The following is a 17,694-nucleotide window of genomic DNA, read 5'->3' as shown; positions in this document are numbered from 1 at the left end:
AGGAAGGCTCACATGACCCACCCCCCACGTTCCGGCGAGCCGGAACAGACAGTCCTCGTCACCGGCGGAGCCGGTTTCATCGGAACCGCCATCTCCAGCGGCCTGGCGGCCTCCTTCGGCCGCGTCGTCGTCGTGGACAACCTGCACCCCCAGATCCACGCCACGGGTGAGCGGCCGGCGGAACTCCACGCATCGGCGGAGCTGGTCCGCGGCGACATCACCGACGCCGAGGTCTGGGACAGCGTCCTTGCCACGGTGACTCCCGACGTGATCATCCACCTGGCCGCCGAGACCGGCACGGGGCAGTCCCTCGAGGAGTCGACGCGGCACACGATGACCAACGTCGTCGGCACCTCGCAGATGCTCGATGCGCTCAACCGGCACAAGAAGCTGCCGCGCCGCATCGTGCTCTCGAGCAGCCGCGCCGTGTACGGGGAGGGCGCCTGGCGGCGCACGGGAGCGGACGCACTCTTCTACCCGGGCCAGCGCACCAGCGCGACGCTCGACCAGGCCCAGTGGGACTTCCCCGACGCCGAGCCCACTGCGATGAAGGCCTCTGACGTCTTCCCCGCCCCGGTGAGCGTGTACGGGGCCACCAAGCTCGCCCAGGAGAACATCCTCGTGGCGTGGGGCAAGTCCTACGGTGTCGAGACGGCCGTCCTCCGGCTCCAGAACGTCTACGGGCCGGGCCAGTCGCTCATCAATCCCTACACCGGCATCATGTCGCTGTTCTGCAGGATGGCGAAGTCCGGCACCTCCATCCCCCTGTACGAGGACGGAGAGGTCCGCCGCGACTTCATCCTGATCGACGACGTCGCCTCGGCCCTCGTGGCCGCAGCCACCTCCCCGACCGTCAGCGACACGCCCCTCGATATCGGCTCCGGTGAGTTCCAGACGATCGGAACCGCGGCGGCGATCATCGCCGGGTACTACGGCGCCCCGCAACCCCACGTCACCGGCCAGTACCGGCAGGGCGACGTGCGGCACGCCTGGGCCGACGTCAGCGCGGCCAACGAGGTGCTCGGCTGGACCCCGCAGTACAACCTGGAGCAGGGCATCTCCCGGCTCGCCCAGTGGATCGATTCCCAGGCCAACGTCCAGCCCGCCTGACCTGTACGGCAACGAGGGCAGGGCCCTCGAGGAAAGCCTCCGCGTAGTAGAGCGCGGGGGCTTTCCTGCTGTTCCGGGGCTTTCCTGCTGTTCCGGGCCTTTCCGCTGTTCCGGGTCTCTCCGTCGTCCGGGACGACGCCGACCTGCCGGCAGCCGAAGCTCCGCAGGACGCGCTATGTGCCTGTCGCTCGGGTCCCGACGATCGAGGACCGCTGCGGGACGAGCGGGTCCCCCTGCAGCCCCGGTGACGTCGTCTCCCCGGCCGCCGCAGTTCCCCCGACCGGCACGTTCTCCTCAGCCGGCGCAGTTCCCCCGACCGGCTCGACCCCCTCGACCGGCGCTGTTTCCGCTGACGCGGTTTCATCGGCCGGTGCTGTTCTCTCCGGTGCAGCAACGGCCACGGGTGCGAGAGCCGGTTTCTTCCCGTGCCGGCGAACGGCGCGCATCACGGGCCGCTCGACGAGCAGCCAGCTGGCGATACCCGCCGCGACCGTGAGGACAGCGGCCACGAGCATGTACACGACGAGCCCCCGCTCATGGACCCCGTGCACCGCGAGCAGCTGCTGGATCGGGAAGGCGTAGATGTAGACGCCGTAGGAGACGTCGTTCTTCCGGATCAGCATCGGCGAGGGCAGCAGCGTCGAGATCCAGAGGGTGGCGTACGCGATGAAGACAGCCGACGCGGCGCCGCCCCAGCCCGGCACCAGGGCCGTGACCACCACGGCGGCCACGGCGGAGGCGGCCCCCGGGAGCCAGTGGATGCCGATCCGGTCCTTCCATGCCAGGACGACGGCTCCGCCGAGGAAGAAGGGCAGCAGGCGGAACAGCAGGTCGAAGTCGAAGTTCCCCTGGGTGTAGGGAGCGACATCCTCGATCGACGCGTGGGCGATCACGCTGGCGACGAAGAGGATGGTCAGGGGCCAGGGAGACTTGCGGATGATCGCGAAGATCCCCAGGAAGGCGAGGATCGCGTAGCAGTAGAACTCGTAGTAGAGGCTCCACAGTGAGCCGTTCCACGCGCCCGGGTAGGGGACGCCGGCAGGGGTTCCTGCCACGTCGTATCTCAGCATCTTCAGCCCGAGGTTCGAGAAGACGTAGTTGAACGGCGTCGTACCTGTCGTGAAGAAGCCGTCGAGGCTGCCCTTGGCGGCGAGATACCCGAGCGGGGCGAAGAAGCCCGCGACGACGACGAGGCAGACGATGAAGGCCGGCATGATGCGGGCGACGCGGTGCACCAGGTACTCCCCCAGGGAGTGGCTGAACCGGCTTGCGGCGATGAGGTAGCCGCTGATGACGAAGAAGCCCGCCACGGCCCACCCTCCGAGGGTGTCCCCGGCGAAGGCGGGTTCCTCGGGGCGTCCTGACAGGGGCCAGCTGTGATGCACGAGCACTGCCAGCGCAAGCACCAGGCGGATCAGGTTCAGGCTGTTGTTCCGGGTATCGAATGGTCGGCCGAACCACAGTCCGGACGGGTTTTTCCTCCGTGGCACAATCTCTCCATCAGCACGACCGACACTAGGGCAACCCAGTCATCCTACCCCGGAGCCCTCGCGCGGCCGCTGGAGCGATTTGGCGCCGCAGTGCCGCCGGGCAATAATTCGCAGTATGCGTGGAATCATCCTTGCCGGGGGTACCGGATCCAGACTGCACCCGATCACCCTGGGAATCAGCAAACAGCTTGTACCCGTGTACGACAAGCCGATGATCTATTATCCGCTGTCCACGCTCATCCTTGCGGGCATCAGGGACATCCTCATCATCACGACGCCGCAGGATGCGGACCAGTTCCGGCGCCTGCTGGGCGACGGGAGCAGGTTCGGTGTCTCCCTCACCTACGTCCAGCAGCCCTCCCCCGACGGTCTCGCCCAGGCGTTCATCCTCGGCGCGGACCACATCGGGGATGATTCCGTGGCCCTCGTCCTGGGGGACAACATCTTCTACGGGCAGGGCATGGGAACGCAGCTGCGTCGTTTCGCGCAGGTGGACGGCGGAGCCGTGTTCGGCTATTGGGTCGCCGACCCTTCGGCCTACGGAGTCGTCGAGTTCGACGAGACGGGAAAGGCCCTCTCCCTCGAGGAGAAGCCGGCCCACCCGAAGAGCAATTACGCCGTGCCCGGCCTGTACTTCTACGACAACCACGTGGTGGAGATAGCCGGCGCTCTCAAGCCCTCACCCCGCGGGGAACTGGAGATCACGGACATCAACCGCGTGTACCTGGAGGCCGGGAAGCTGCAGGTGGACATTCTCCCCCGCGGCACCGCCTGGCTCGACACCGGTACGTTCGATTCCCTGAGTGACGCATCGAACTTCATCCGGACGGTGGAGCATCGGCAAGGGCTGAAGATCGGAGCCCCCGAGGAGATCGCGTGGCGGCAGGGTTTCCTGGACGATGCCGAACTCGAGGCGATCGCTACGCCGCTCGTGAAGAGCGGCTACGGATCCTATCTGCTGTCCCTGCTCGCGACGTCGTCCAACTGACCGCCCGCGGCGCTCGCCGCCCTCGATCCGGCAGCCTTCGACCCCGGCAGGCCTAGTCCTGGCAGACGGTGACCTCGTAGAGCTTCGCTTCGCCCTGCTCGTCGATGAGCCGCACCGCGTCGGAGTCCTCGAGGTCGTCGAACCCGGGGAACAACCGGGACGCCCCGTTCTCGACGAGGTACTGGGTACCGAAGTCGAGGACGTAGGACACGCCCGTCTCACGGATGGCGGCGCAGGCCTCCTCGTCCGTGGCGGCGTCGTTCAGGGACTCCGCGACCTCCTTCACCGCCGGCGACTGGGTCTCGAAGAGATGATAGGAGAGCACCTTGCGCCCGGTGAACGCGAAGGCGAGGGTGCTGCCGTTCCACGGGTTGCCCGCGATGACCGCATCCTCCGGAAGGGTCTCCTCGGCGCGTTCGAGGAGGGTGTACTCGTCGGAGGAGACGATGGACGTCGGAGTGTCCCGGAGGTAGTAGAGCTCTCCCCCTTCCAGATACGTGTCGAGCGGCTTCGTCTGGGTCGCCGAGGCCACCAGGACGGCGACGACTCCCAGTCCCACCAGCGACGCAGCCCCGCGCACCAGGGCGGGCCGCGAACGGACTCCGCGCGCGAGCGGCGTACCGACGGATGTGCGCCGCACGACGTCGCCCAGCCAGGCCAGCACGGCACCTGTCCCGATCGCACCGAACACGACGCCGAACATCGGCAGCAATGCCGCGAGGCGGTTCGTGTCCGCATACCAGATCCCGGTGAGCATGGCGCGCCAGAGTCCCCGCTCCAGCCCGGCGTCGACGACGTAGAGGTACCCGACCAGCGCGAAGCTCACCAGCAGCCACCGCTGGTCCCCGCGACGCAGGAGGTGGATCATCCCGGCACCCGCGAGCAGGGACACGGCGAGCGACACCAGGGGGAAGCCCATGGGTGAGTACGCCAGCACCTCTCCGACGGCGCCTCCGGGGGTCTGATGCGGCCCCCACACGTCGTAGGGCACCGGACGGAGCTTGAGCCACAGGAGGACGGACACGCCCAGCGCGACCAGGCCGAGGACCGCCCTGAGGACGGCGCTCGCCCTCGCCGAGCGGATCCTGCTGCCGGCACTCCTCTTCGTGACGAGGGCGACGACGAGTGCAGGGAAGCTGAACAGCACGAGGCTGTTGACCGAGCTCATGTGCGACAGCGCCAGCGCGGCGACCGCGACGAGGACCACCAGGACCGCCGGGAGCGTGGGGACGGCCAGGTGCCGGCCCATCCCCAGGAAGAGGAGGACCGCCCCGAGAGCGGCCGGCAGGAGTGCAACGGACAGCATGTAGGGGAAGAGGGGCCCCCACACCATCATGAGGTAGGGGAACCCGATGAAGGCCGCCGAGAGGACCCCGGCGGAGAGGAGGACGGCCCGGCTCCGGCCTGCGACCACCCTCGCCAGGAAGACGACGGACAGGGGCCACACGACCGCCGCGACGACGATGTTCAGCGCGTTGACGGCCACCGGGACGGAGGTGCCCGTCAGCTGCACGACCAGGGCGGCCAGGGAATGCCAGGCAGCGGGATAGACCGCCGCCGCACCCGTGTTGCCCGTCATCTCCCCGAGGGTGAGTGATGAGCCGTCACCGGTGGTGACGATGTACTCCACGGCGTTGAGGTGGAACACGTTGTCGAAGCGCTGGGCGATGTTCTCGGGGTTGCCGATCAGCGTGACCGTCCGCCAGGCGATGAGGCCGGAGCCGACCAGGAATCCCGCCCCTGCCGCCACGAGGACTCCCCACCCGTCGGGGGCCGGAGCGCCTGCCTCAGCCGCGACCCGCGAGCGTCGTGTCAGGAAGTAGCCTGCAGCGGAGAAGACCAGCGCTGCCCCGGCTACGAGCCAGATCGACCAGGGGATGCCGACCAGTGAGCCGAGCACCGCTGCCACGCCCGCCGTGGCCACTGTCAGGAGCGGCGCCACACCGACCGCGGCCAGCCGGCGGAACCCGAGCGAGAGCGCCAGAAGCAGTCCCGGCAGCACCGTCACCAGGACGGTCACCGCCAGGATCGGCGCGATCGACCACCAAGACACATTTCCTCCATTGGCAGCACGAAGGCCGCATTGTTTCAACCGGGCGGCCCTACGGGCGCACGGCGCTCTCGCTCTTGCCGCCAGGGACTAGTTGGACCGGAGCCGCTCGATGACGTCGCGGACCGGGCCGTCCATCAGCACGTTGCCGTGGTCCAGCAGGACGCCCCGCTCGCAGATCTTGGCGACCATGTCGAGGTCATGGCTCACGACGACGAGCGTCTTGCCCTCCGCCGCCAGCTCCCGGATCCTGGCGATGCACTTCTTCTGGAACGGTTCATCGCCGACGGCGAGGATCTCATCGATCAGGAACACTTCCGGATCGGTGTGGACTGCCACCGCGAACGCCAGCCGGAGGTACATGCCGGACGAATAAAACTTGACCTCGGTGTCGATGAACTGACCGATCTCCGAGAACTCGACGATCGAGTCGAACTTGGCCTCGATCTCGTCGCGGTCCATCCCGAGGATCGCCCCGTTGAGGTAGACGTTGTCCCTCCCGCTGAGATCCGGGTGGAATCCTGCTCCGACCTCGATGAGGCCGGCCACCCTGCCCCGGGTCCGCACGGACCCCGAGTCCGGCCGCATCACTCCGGACATGTGCTTGAGGAGCGTGGACTTGCCCGACCCGTTGAACCCCAGGAGCGCGACGGACTCCCCCTGTTCGACCGTCAGGGACACGTCTGACAGCGCGTGGAAACGCTCGGACAGGTCCCCCTTGCGCCCCTTCATGAGCCAGACAAACGCTTCCTTCATGGAACGGGTGTGGCGGAGGACGAACTGCTTGTTGACGTTGCGTATCTCGATGGCGGTGGTCATCACAACTCCTGGGCGAAACGGCCCTCGAGCCGACGGAAGACGAGCTGGCCGATGATCAGCATCAGCCCCGACGTGACGAGCGCGACCGGGATCCACAGCGAGAGGAGGTTCGGCGGAATCGCTTCGGCCCGCTCGGTGGTCGGTAGCCAGAAGGCGAAGTGGAACGTCTCCACCGCCACGGTGATCGGATTGAGCTGGTAGATCAGAAAGAAGGTCTCGCCCAGCTTGTCCCGGACCAGCAACCACGGGTACAGGACCGGCGAGGCCCACGTGGCCACCATCAGCAGCATGTCCACGAGGTTCTCCGCGTCCCTGAAGTACACGTTCACCGCGCCGAAGAGAAGCCCGAGCCCGATCGCGAACATCGTCACGATGAGGAAACCGGCGCACGCCGCTGCCAGCTGGAGGATGGTCGGCGACCATCCGGAGAACAGGCAGGCCACGACGAGGATGATGATCTGGGGCACGAAGTGCACCGCCGACACCCAGGTGGACGCGATCGGGAACAGCTCACGCGGAAGATAGATCTTCTTGATGAGCCCGCCGTTCGACACGATCGCCCGCGATGCGTTGCCGAGCGCCTCGTTGAAGTAGTTGATCAGGACGATCCCGGAGAACAGGTAGATGGCGTAGTTCGGCAGGCCGGCCGGATTCCGCTCACTCTGTTCGAGGCCGAGGAACACGCCCAGTGCGACGTAGAACACCACGAACTGCACACCCGGCTTCACGTACGACCAGAGCAGCCCCAGCACCGATCCCCGGTACCGTACCCGGAGCTCCTTCTGGACGAGCAGCTTCAGCAGGTAGCGGGAGCGGACGACGTCGCGCAGGCCGTGGCCGTAGCCCGGCACCACGAGGTCGGCCCGCGATGCGCCTCCCGATCCGGCCCTGTCCGACACACCAGTCACAGGACCGACTTCCCTACTCCTTCGGCCGGGTGTGCGTTCTCGAAGGTCTGCGCCCAGGCCTGCTGCGACGTGAACTCCGGCAGCGCCTTCTGGTACTCCTCGGCAAGGGTGTCCCATCGGGCGAGGAGACGCTGGTGCAGGATCATGCTGCGCTTCAGCATGGACTGGAACTGGTCCGAGTCCCGCTTGTACCAGGACGCGCCTGACCCGTCGGCCGACGAGACGAGGGCGGAGTCGAGCTGCGACAGCCGCCACCACCGTGCGTCCATGGCGGGTACGTTCGCTTCGGGCTGGACGCCGGCTTCGGGGCGCGCAGGGCGCATCTGCCGCAGTGCGCCCGTACCGGCCTTGATCAGTGCGCCCTTGAGGGTGCGCGGCGGGGCGGGTTTGATGCCCCGTTTCGGCGGCTTGACCCTCTTGACCTCGGGGAACTCGGCGATGTTCTTGCTGACGCGGGCGTCGTCGAACTCGGCCCTGCGCCTGCGGATCTCGGGCAGCTTCGCACCGATGGTGCTGTGGAGGTGCGAGGGTCCGTCGAGGAGGTCCTCCAGCGCGTTGAGACGGAGTGCGACCGCGGAGTACTGCATGGACAGCAGGTGGCGGACGTCGACCATGAAGCTCTCCCGCGGCATCCGGCCACCGTGCTTGTACGGCGAGTAGAGCATGGCGGCGAGCCAGCGGTTGCGCTGGTGGTAGTAGGCCTGCCAGTCGATCGTGTCGTCCTTCTCGGTCCACGGCATGTGCCAGACGGCGGCACCGGGCAGCGAGACGGTGCGGAAGCCGTGCGCCTTGGCGCGGATGCCGTACTCGGCGTCGTCCCATTTGATGAACACGGGCAGCGCCAGGCCGATCTCACGGATGATGCTCGTCGGGATCAGGCACATCCACCAGCCGTTGAAGTCGACGTCGATCCGGCGGTGCATCCAGGGCGTGGTGCGGAGGTTGCTCGCCGAGAAGTCGTGGGCTTCGCGCGTGTTGGTGACGGGCCCCCAGAAGTAGCGGTACTCGTTGATCTCCTCGCCGAAGCTGTGGAGCACGGAGCGCTCGTAGAGGTTGAACATGTGGCCACCGACGATGGTCGGCTTGCGGGTGAAGTCCGCGAAGTTGGCGGCCCTCAGGATTCCCTCGGTCTCGACCAGCACGTCGTCGTCCAGCAGGATCACGTACTTGCTGCGGCCGTCGTTGACCGTCTCGTGCATCCCGCGGGCGAAGCCGCCCGAGCCGCCGAGGTTGCCCTGTTCGAGGAGCGCGAACTTGTCCCCGAGGCGGGCAGCGGCCTCGTCGAATCCGTCCTGGTCCCGCACCTTCTGGGTGCCCTGGTCGGTGATGATGAGGCGGTCGAGCACATCAAGCAGTTCCTGGGACTCGGCGAAGGTCGACAGGTGGCGGACGCAGTAGTCGGGGCGGTTGAAGGTCGTCACCGCGATGGAGATGGTTCCGGGTTCAAAGTCCTCGGGCTGCGGGACGGCCCACTCAGCCCGCTGCAGCGTGACGTCCGTGTCGAGGGCCACGAGGTCGAACCAGTACCAGCCGCCGTCCCCGAAGGCCGTGATGGGCAGGTCGATGCTGGCAGGTTCGTCCGCGCCGACCTGGATGCTCTCCACGCGATTCGAGGTACCGCGTGCGTTGGAGCGGTAGATGACGACGGTCGCGTCTCCATCGACCTCCACCAGCAGGCGCACCTGCGCCACGTCCGTGTGCGCACGCCAGTAGCTCGCGGGGAACGCGTTGAAGTAGGTGCCGAACGAGACCCGGCGGTAGGCCGGAAGCTGCAGCTGACGCCTGTCGACGATGAAATCGGACCGCTGGGCGCGGTGCTGGGCCACGACGGCCGTCGTACCCGCCCCGGTCCGCTCGGTGCGGTGCTGCTCGTCGACGACCCTCTGTGCGGCATTGAAGTCCACGTAGAGGGGCAATGTGTCGGTGTCGCCGTCCGTCGGGAACACGACCCGGTGCACCGTCTTCCAAACCATTGCGCTGTCCTGGTCCATGACGGCCTCCTTGACCTCTGAAGTGGCGCTCATGCGTCCACTCCGCCGCTCTCGAACGTCTGCCCGCTCGTGAAATGGGGGGTGATCTTGTTGTCGAACATGGAGAGGGCCGATCCGATGGCCATGTGCATGTCGAGGTACTTGTAGGTTCCGAGGCGTCCGCCGAAGAGCACCGACTTCTCGCCCTTCGCAAGGTCGCGGTACGCCAGCAGCTTCGCCCGGTCGTCCGAGGTGTTGATCGGGTAGTACGGCTCGTCGCCCTTCTCCGCGAAGCGCGAGTACTCCCGCATGATGACCGTCGCGTCCTTCGTGTAGTCCCGTTCGGGGTGGAAGTGACGGAACTCATGGACACGGGTGAAGGCGGCGTCCTCATCGGGGTAGTTCATGACCGAGCAGCCCTGGAAGTCCTCGATGGGCAGGACCTCCTCCTCGAGGTCGATAGTGCGCCAGGAGAGGTCGCCCTCGGCGAAGTCGAAGTAGCGGTCGACAGGCCCGGTGTAGACGACGGGCACCTGCCCGAGCGTCGTCGACCGTGAGTACTCGTGGCCCTCGTCGAAGAAGTCCGTGTTCAGCTGGACGTCGATGTTCGGGTGATCCGCCATCCGCTCGATCCACGCCGTGTAACCGTTGACCGGCAGGCCTTCGTACTTGTCGTTGAAGTACCGGTTGTCGTAGGTGTAGCGCACGGGGAGGCGGGAGATGATCTCGGCCGGCAGGTCCTTCGGGTCGGTCTGCCACTGCTTGCCCGTGTAGTACTTGATGAACGCCTCGTACAGGGGCCGCCCGATGAGCTGGATGCCCTTGTCGTTCAGGTTCTGGGGGTCCGTGCCGGCGAGCTCGCCCGCCTGCTCCTGGATGAGGGCGCGGGCCTCCGCCGGGCCGAGGGCCGAACGGAAGAACTGGTTGATGGTGCCGAGGTTGATCGGCATCGGGTACACCTCGCCCTTGTGGCGGGTGTAGACCTTGTGCACGTAGTTCGTGAACTCGGTGAAGTTGTGGACGTAGTCCCACACGCGCTCGTTCGAGGTGTGGAAGAGGTGCGCGCCGTACCGGTGCACCTCGATGCCGGTCCGGGCCTCGTTCTCGCTGTACGCGTTGCCCCCGATGTGGTGGCGGCGGTCGAGGACGGCTACTTTGAGGCCGAGTTGGGTGGCCGCCCGTTCCGCTATGGTCAGGCCGAAAAAGCCCGATCCAACGACGACGAGATCAACGTTCACAGAAACTCCTGATTGATTTGAACTACAGACATGCCCGCTCAAGGCTACCCGACACGGCGCGTGGGCTTTCCACCGGCCGCCGCCTCCGGCGGAGGGCCGAGGGTGCCGATGAGGCGCCCCCGGACCTGCGCGGGGTGACCGGGATGGTGGCCTACGCCGCTTTCAGCACCGCGGTATCGGCGATCCGCTCCTCGAATCGGGACACCATCGTGCGCCAGTAGGTGGCACTGATGTGGTTGTTGTCGATGTAGACGTACACGTTGCCGATGATCGGCGGGCAGGCGTTCCCCGGGCACACCAGGTCGTTCATGTCGACGGAGGTGTACAGGGCTGTGCCGGGGTCGAAGGACTCCAGGGGGGAGACGGCCGGAAGCACCTGGTCCTTCGCCGGGGTGCACAGTTCCAGGGCGTCCGCGTGCTCCTCCGTGCACTCGGGCATGTTGAAGTCGAAGCGGGGATTGTCGCGGACCCCGATCACCTCGATGCCACTGTCGGTGAACCGCTGCACGGTGCGTTCGAAGTCGGGCATCAGGGTCTCCGCGTTCGAGCCGAACTGGGTCCGCGTCGCGATGGTGAACACCGCATCAGGGGCCAGATGCTCGATGTAGGCCGTGGACCGTTCGTAGAAGTCCGCACATTCGGGGGTCGTCCCTTCTCCCGCCGGACCGAAGGGGCAACCGAGCGAGATCAGGTCTATCACGGTCCAGTTGTACTTCTCCGCGAGCGCGACGACCGCCGTCGACATGTGCTGGGCGTGGCTGTTCCCCACCACGACCACGGTCTTGCTCGCCTCCCCTTCGGCGAGCCGCTGGGTGCAGGAACCCGCCAGGTCGGAGGGGATGGATGTCGACTCGACGCTGCACGGGTCGAGCCGGGGGAAGTCACCGCGGATGGTGCTCAGTTCCGGCAGGATCACGGCGTCCTCGGAGACCTCGTCGGTGTACCCGGGCAGCAGGGAAACGGCACCGGGATTGTCGGCGCTCGTCTGTGATTCGGCCTGCTCCGCCTGCTGGCGGATGACCTGCTGCCAGCCGGCCAGCGGCGCGGCGACCAGCCCGAGACACACCATCAGGACGATGACGGCACGACGACGACGACGGTCCGCCCACGCCAGTGCGCGCATCGGACGCTCGACGAAACGCATCGTCAGGTATGCCAGGACCAGGGACACGCCGATCACCAGGAACCCGCCCAGCACACCCGGCGCCGCCCTGTCCTGCCAGATCAGGGCCAGCACCAGGACGGGCCAGTGCCACAGGTAGAGGGCGTAGGACAGGTCTCCCACCTTGACCAGCGGCCGGGACGACAGGAAGCGATCCGCTCCCACGGGGCTGTCCGTCTGCCCGGCGACGATCACCAGGGCGGCCGCGACCAACGGCCACAGCGCGACGTAGCCCGGGAACTGGCCCTGCACGTCGAGGACGAACCCGCCGCTGAGCATCGCCGCGACGCCTACCCAGCCCGCGACGACCCGCACGAAGCGCGGCAGCCGGATGAACGGCAGGGCGAGTGCCAGCAGCGTCCCGAAGGCGAACTCCCACAGACGGGCCCGCGTATCGAAATACGCGAAGGCCTGATTGGTGTAGGTCTCCCAGACCGAGAACGCCAACGACCCCACGAAGAGCACGCCGAAGACGAGGAGGACGACGCCCCGGAACTTCAACCGGTAGCGCCGCGCCACCACCGCACTCGCGAGGAACAGGAGCGGCCAGAGGATGAACACCTGGCCCTGGACGGACAGCGACCAGAAGTGCTGCAGCGGGCTGGCCTGGCTGTGGTCGCTGGCGTAGTAGTCGACGGCGTTGGAGGCGAGGACCCAGTTCTGGGCGTAGAAGAGGGAGGCCCAGGACTGCTCGATGACGTCGGACCAGCGCGACTGCGGAACCAGCACGTAGCTGGCACCGAGTATCCCCAGGATCACGACGACGACGGCAGGCAGGAGGCGCTTGAACTGGTGCAGCCAGTGCCGCCCCAGATCCAGGGGACGCCCCGACTCCACTTTGCGGAGGAACGAGAGAGCCAGCAGGAAAGCCGAGATCAGCAGGAAGACATCGACGCCTCCGGATACCCGTCCGAACCAGACGTGGTAGGACACCACCATCAGGACGGCCAGGGCACGCAGGCCCTGGACCTCGGGCCGGAAGCCGCGATCAGCGCTCGTCCCACCGCCACGGGGCGCGGCAGGACGGCTCGCTTCAAGGATTGCCATTGCAGGCTTTCAGAGTAGACACGAGGACCGATTGTACCGGCGGCATCCGGGTAAACCCGGCAGGCAGGGAGCCGACCCGGCGGGCGCCGTCCGGCGATGCAAATGTCGGCGAGGTCCCTGTTGTCCACACAGCCCGCCCGGTTCCGCGGCGCCATCCCCAGGCCCTCTAGCCTTGGATGCAGCCATCGCCCAGGAGGTCTCCGTGGAGTTGCACGTCACACTCGCGAGTGGTCCCCCGACGGCGTTCCCTTCCCGGGAGATCGTCGTCGACACGAACGCCCTCCCTACGGGCGCCGCCCTCGCCGGCCGCCTCGAAGCTGCCGGCTACCTCGGCCCGTTCGCCGTCGAAGGCGTCCCGCTCACCACGTTGGTCCCACACATCGGTGGACTGGTGGACGGCGCGATCATCGTCGCCGGTGGCCGCCCCGAGCCCAGCTGTCCTGCCGACGTTCCCCCTCTGGTCTTCGTCGTCCATTCGGGCCCCGACGCCGGCCAGGTGATTCCGCTCACGCGGGGCAGCTACACCATCGGCCGCGGTGGAAGCGACATCGTGGTCTCAGACCCTGCGGTGTCCAGGAACCATGCCCTCCTCACGGTGACGGAGGACTCCATCGTCCTGGAGGACCTGGGCTCGGTGAACGGGACATTCGTCGACGGCGCAGGCATCACCCGTGCCCCCATCACGGTGGCGGCGAACCTTCGCCTCGGAGCGAGCCGGTGCCGGATCGAACTCATCGACGACGAGGGATGGAAGGCCGTGTCCATCCCCGATCTCCTCGAACCGTTGCCCGTCGGTGCGGATCCACCCCACCAGCCGTCCCGCGTCCTGGTCCTGACGGCACTGTTGCCGCTCGTCGTCGGTGTCGTCCTGGCACTGACCACCGGCATGTGGTTCTTCCTCGCCTTCAGCGCCCTGTCCGCTGTCACGGGCCTGGTTCCCCTGCTGACGTATCGCCGGGCCGCCCGGACCTTCGAGGCCGCCGTGCATCGTGCCGCCGGGCAGGACACGGTACGGCGCGCAGGAGCGGTTCCCGATCCCGGGCAGACGGCCCTCGATGCCCTGCGGGCCTGCCGGCAAGGACCCCGACGACCCGGCGGAGCACCTCCGGCCCCGGACGTGCTCCTGCTGCGGCTCGGGACGGCGCACCAGCCGGCGCACCTCTCGGTCGGCAGGGACGAGGGATCCTTTACCCCTCCGGTCCTTCCCGACCTGCCGTTCGTCCTGCCCTGCACGTGCCGCGGGAAGGACACCGGCAGGCCGGATTTCACCATCGCCGGGGACACGGGGGCGGTGCAGGCGCTGGCGCGCGCCGTCCTGCTCCAGCTGGCCCACCCCGAATCGGGCGCCCCGCCCGTCCTCTGCTGGGGATCTGCAGCGGATGTTCCGCACTCCGCCCGGTTCCTTCCGAACGTACGCCTCACACGGGACGCCGGGGTGCTGGCCCCGCTCATCGGGCAGGCAGGCGTGTGCCTGGTGCTCCAGTTCTCCGGCGACCTCCCCCACCTTCCGCGGGTGCAGGGCGTGTTCGTCCTCCGTTTCGACGGCGGGCGGGGCAGCCCCCCGAACGCGCCGGAAAGCGGTGCAGCAGCCGGAGGGGTCATGGCCGGAGCGGACATGACCCTTGCCGGGGGTCGTGCCCGCGCCCGGATGGATGGGCGGGAGTACGACGTCCTTCCCGATGGAGTGTCTGCCCGGACGTTCGAACGGGCGGCGCGCACCCTTGCTCGGGCAGCCGCGGGCACCGCGCGGCCCGCTGCGCCCGGCGCTGCCGAGGGGAAGGTCGCCGTCCCACCGCGGTCCGCCTCCCTGTGGTCCCGCCAGGGAAGCCCTGATGACCTGGCGACGACCGCTGCGAGCCGGTGGTCCTCGGCCGACGTCCGGCGCCCGGGGGCGTACCTCGGTGAATCAGGCTCCGGCCCGGTGTCCCTCGACCTCGTCCGGGACGGTCCGCACCTCCTGGTCGCCGGCACGACCGGCTCAGGGAAGTCGGAGTTCCTGAGGACGTTCGTGCTCGGACTCGCCCTCGACCAGGCTCCCGAGCATCTGACCCTGCTCCTGATCGACTACAAGGGCGGATCGGGCCTCGGCACCCTCGCGGGGCTGCCGCACTGCGTCGGATGCCTGACCGATCTGTCGTCCGAGTCGACCGGACGTGCCCTGATCTCGCTCCGCGCGGAACTCCGGCGCCGCGAGCAGCTGTGCGCCGAGCATGGCACCGACGGCCTTGCGGAGCTGCGCCGGGTATCCCCGTCCTCGTGTCCACCGAGGCTGGTCGTCGTGATCGACGAATTCCGGATGCTGAGCGATGAGGTTCCGACCGCAGTCCCGGACCTCATGAAGATCGCCGCGCTCGGCAGGTCGCTCGGGGTCCATCTGGTGCTCGCCACCCAGAGGGCGCAGGGTGCGGTCACGCCGGACATCAGGGCGAACATCACCTCGTCCGTGCTCCTGAGGGTCCAGACGGCTGGGGAGTCGCAGGATCTGCTCGGGTCCGGGGCGGCAGCAGACATCTCCATCGATCTTCCGGGCAGGGCGTTCCTGCGCCGAGGGACCGAGCCGCCGATCGCCTTCCAGGTGGCGTCGTGCTCGGACCTGCCTGCACCGGCGGGTTCGCCCGGCTGGCAGGATCTTGCTGCCTATCTCGGAGGCGGCCATCGGCACGGTCCTCGACCCGCGACCGATGGCCCCGCTCCTCCGGGCGACGGCACGGGCGACGGCACGGTCGACAGCACGGGCGAGAGCGCGGCCGGGATCGGCAGCCGCGACCCCTCGGACACCGCGGAGCACAGCGTTCTTCAGCGGGCGGCCGGGAACATCGCCGCTGCCGCACTCGGGTATGCCGGGACGCATGCCCGATCGCACTCTCCATCAGGTCCCCGTCTCCCCGTGCTGCCGCCCCTGCCCGCAACGCTCTCCCCCGCCGAATGTTCGGCGTTCCTGCCTGCCGATCCGCCGTCATCAGCGACCTCTCCGCGTCCCGCCGCCATCGCGCTCGGCGTCGCCGACTTCCCCGACCGCCAGGAGCAGCGCCTCCTGCAGTGGCGGCCCGGGGACCATTCCCACCTGGCGCTCGTCGGGCTCCCCGGCAGTGGAGCGAACAAGGCCCTCGGGTCGGCCGTGGCGTCCCTGCTGTCCGACCCGCACGTCCACCTGTACCTGCTCGACGGGGACGGGACCCTGGCGGACCACGCCTTCAGCCTCCAGGTCGGCGCCCACGTGCAGCCCCACGAGACGAAGCGGGCGGGCCGGGTGCTCGAGCGGCTGTCGGCCCTGCCCGTGGGGCGGCAGGACGACAAACCCTCCATCGTCCTCGTGATCACCGGGTGGGGACGGTGGAGCAGCCAGTTCCGCACCGGCAGGTTCATCCGCGCTGAGGACGACCTGCACGCCGTCGTCCGGGACGGTGCACAGAGCGGAGTGACGGTACTCGTCGACGGCGACCGCGACCTCACCTCGTCACGGTTCTTCGCCCTGCTGCCGAACCGCATCTACCTGCCCCTCGGTGCACATGCGGAAATGACGATGACCTGGCCGAAGATGCCGCCGGTCGACGCCGTGGCAGGGCGGGGCCTCGCGCAGGGAAGGATCACGGGCAGCTGGGGTGACGGCGCCTGCCAACTGGTCCTGGACTCCGAGACCGTCCTGCTTCCGGCTCGCCCTCCCGGCAAGCCGCCGTTTCCGGTACACCCTCTTCCATTCTCCGTCCCCTTCGGACGACTCGCGGCGCGCCGGGAGTCCGGGAACGAGCGCGACGGGCTGCTGCTGGGTGTGTGCGGCGACGACCTGCGCCCCTACTCCGTCGGCGTGCGGCCCGGCGAGGTCTACCTGGTGCTCGGACACGCGTCGTCAGGACGTACCAATGTCCTCCGGGTCCTTGCGGCCTCGGCCGCCCTTCCTCCGCGGCGTACCGTCCTGGCGCCGCCGGAGGGCACCGGGCGGGAGGGGGCGGCGGCGTTCTGGCGGGGACTCGGCGAGCGCCGCGCCGGCCCCGCCCCGCCGGAGCGCTGCATCCTGGTGGTCGACGACGTCGATCAGCTGCCCGGCGACGTCCAGCAGGTACTCTCGGGGCTCGTCGCCTCCGGTGCCGCCGCGGTGCTGTCCGCCACACCGAACCATGCGCTGCTGGCTCGGGTGCCGCTCTCCCTCCTGGCCCGCGGGACGGGGCGCGGCTTCGTCCTGTCGCCGCGATCGCCCGGGGACGGTGACTTCTTCGGGGTACGGCTCGATGTCGACGGGCCCTCGATCCCCGGACGGGGCTATGCCTGCGATCCGGCGCACATCGTCGAGGTCCAGGTGGCGCTTGCTCCGGGCGCCGACGCGGCGGGACCCGACGGACCCGGCGGACCCGGCGGACCCGGCGGACCCGGCGGACCCGGCGGACCTGCCGGACCTGCCGGACCTGCCGGACCTGCCGGACCTGCCGGACCTGCCGGACCTACAGCGTTCTATCGTTCCCGATCGTCCGCGCCGTGAAGTCGACGACGGGTTTCGTGAACAGGGTCATGATGACCGCGGCGGCGGGGACCAGCAGCAGGAGCCCGATGACCGGATTGCCGGAGGAGAAGTAGGGGAAGGCGAGGATGACCAGGAAGAGCTGGACGACGAGGGACGGTGAGCGCGCCCACCGGAAGCCCGCCGCGAGCTTCCGGGCAAGGGCACCCAGGAACGCCGCGACCAGCAGCAGCAGGACGACCAGGAAGGCCGACCCTCCGACCGAGACGGGGTCGGCTCCGAAGATGGCCGCGAGGGAGCCTGCTGCGAGGACGACGAGTGCGACCGCCTCCAGTAGCAGGACTGCGGCGATCAGGAGGACGCCGCGTGGTCGGTTCGAGGGATCCGGGGCTGGGTCTGTGGCCACCATCGAACCCTACCCGACCGCTTCGGGACAGCCCGCGCAGTGTAAAGGATGGG

General features: G+C 68.4%; 11 protein-coding genes. 3 read left to right on the top strand and 8 right to left on the bottom strand.

Going from position 1 to position 17,694, the window contains the following annotated elements; translation table 11 throughout:
* The first annotated feature begins 12 nt into the window (after positions 1-12).
* Positions 13-1,110 carry an NAD-dependent epimerase/dehydratase family protein gene (locus P5G52_RS09230; RefSeq protein ID WP_301226728.1) on the top strand — a complete coding sequence of 366 codons (1,098 nt, stop codon included), beginning with the start codon at positions 13-15 and terminating at the stop codon, positions 1,108-1,110.
* 173 nt (positions 1,111-1,283) lie between these two features.
* Here P5G52_RS09230 and P5G52_RS09225 read toward each other — a convergent pair whose 3' ends face one another.
* The gene (locus P5G52_RS09225; protein ID WP_301226726.1) at positions 1,284-2,600 is read right to left on the bottom strand and encodes an acyltransferase family protein; all 1,317 of its coding nucleotides are present in this window, start codon (positions 2,598-2,600) and stop codon (positions 1,284-1,286) included.
* A gap of 115 nt (positions 2,601-2,715) precedes the next feature.
* Between P5G52_RS09225 and rfbA the strand changes: the two genes are divergently transcribed.
* Entirely contained in the window at positions 2,716-3,588 is an 873-nt protein-coding gene (gene rfbA, locus P5G52_RS09220) for a glucose-1-phosphate thymidylyltransferase RfbA (protein WP_301226712.1), read from the top strand.
* Between the two features lie 52 nt (positions 3,589-3,640).
* Here rfbA and P5G52_RS09215 read toward each other — a convergent pair whose 3' ends face one another.
* The 6 genes from P5G52_RS09215 to P5G52_RS09190 form a co-directional block, all read right to left on the bottom strand.
* Positions 3,641-5,641 (bottom strand): DUF6541 family protein, encoded by a 2,001-nt coding sequence (locus P5G52_RS09215; RefSeq protein ID WP_301226710.1) that lies wholly within the window; start codon positions 5,639-5,641, stop codon positions 3,641-3,643.
* 87 nt (positions 5,642-5,728) lie between these two features.
* Positions 5,729-6,457 carry an ABC transporter ATP-binding protein gene (locus P5G52_RS09210; protein WP_301226709.1) on the bottom strand — a complete coding sequence of 243 codons (729 nt, stop codon included), beginning with the start codon at positions 6,455-6,457 and terminating at the stop codon, positions 5,729-5,731.
* A complete protein-coding gene (locus tag P5G52_RS09205; protein WP_301226707.1) occupies positions 6,457-7,365 on the bottom strand; it encodes an ABC transporter permease in 909 nt (302 codons plus the stop codon). The genes P5G52_RS09210 and P5G52_RS09205 overlap by 1 nt, the downstream gene beginning before the upstream one ends.
* The gene (locus P5G52_RS09200; protein WP_301226705.1) at positions 7,362-9,389 is read right to left on the bottom strand and encodes a glycosyltransferase; all 2,028 of its coding nucleotides are present in this window, start codon (positions 9,387-9,389) and stop codon (positions 7,362-7,364) included. Before P5G52_RS09200 ends, P5G52_RS09205 begins: the two co-directional genes overlap by 4 nt.
* Positions 9,386-10,573, bottom strand: a complete 1,188-nt coding sequence (gene glf / locus P5G52_RS09195) for a UDP-galactopyranose mutase (protein WP_301226703.1) — start codon at positions 10,571-10,573, stop codon at positions 9,386-9,388. The genes P5G52_RS09200 and glf overlap by 4 nt, the downstream gene beginning before the upstream one ends.
* A 151-nt stretch (positions 10,574-10,724) precedes the next feature.
* Entirely contained in the window at positions 10,725-12,782 is a 2,058-nt protein-coding gene (locus tag P5G52_RS09190; RefSeq protein ID WP_301226701.1) for an acyltransferase family protein, read from the bottom strand.
* Between the two features lie 172 nt (positions 12,783-12,954).
* Between P5G52_RS09190 and P5G52_RS09185 the strand changes: the two genes are divergently transcribed.
* Complete coding sequence (locus P5G52_RS09185; protein WP_301226699.1) at positions 12,955-17,256, top strand: FtsK/SpoIIIE domain-containing protein; 4,302 nt, start codon at positions 12,955-12,957, stop codon at positions 17,254-17,256.
* Here P5G52_RS09185 and P5G52_RS09180 read toward each other — a convergent pair.
* Positions 17,219-17,641, bottom strand: coding sequence for a hypothetical protein (locus P5G52_RS09180; protein ID WP_301226697.1), 423 nt, complete (start codon positions 17,639-17,641; stop codon positions 17,219-17,221). The two genes, P5G52_RS09185 and P5G52_RS09180, sit on opposite strands and share 38 nt — an antisense overlap.
* Positions 17,642-17,694 lie beyond the last annotated feature (53 nt).

The sequence above is a fragment of the Arthrobacter burdickii genome (assembly GCF_030433645.1).
Classification (GTDB): domain Bacteria; phylum Actinomycetota; class Actinomycetes; order Actinomycetales; family Micrococcaceae; genus Arthrobacter_D; species Arthrobacter_D burdickii.
The sequence above is the reverse complement of the archived record's forward strand: the minus strand, read 5'-3'. Positions and strand labels throughout refer to the sequence as shown.

Bases quoted from the DNA above. Each gene is read 5' to 3' on its own strand.
- P5G52_RS09230 (WP_301226728.1), top strand. From the start codon at position 13: ATGACCCACCCCCCACGTTCCGGCGAGCCGGAACAGACAGTCCTCGTC.
- rfbA (WP_301226712.1), top strand. From the start codon at position 2,716: ATGCGTGGAATCATCCTTGCCGGGGGTACCGGATCCAGACTGCACCCG.
- P5G52_RS09210 (WP_301226709.1), bottom strand. From the start codon at position 6,457: ATGACCACCGCCATCGAGATACGCAACGTCAACAAGCAGTTCGTCCTC.
- P5G52_RS09200 (WP_301226705.1), bottom strand. From the start codon at position 9,389: ATGAGCGCCACTTCAGAGGTCAAGGAGGCCGTCATGGACCAGGACAGC.
- P5G52_RS09190 (WP_301226701.1), bottom strand. From the start codon at position 12,782: ATGGCAATCCTTGAAGCGAGCCGTCCTGCCGCGCCCCGTGGCGGTGGG.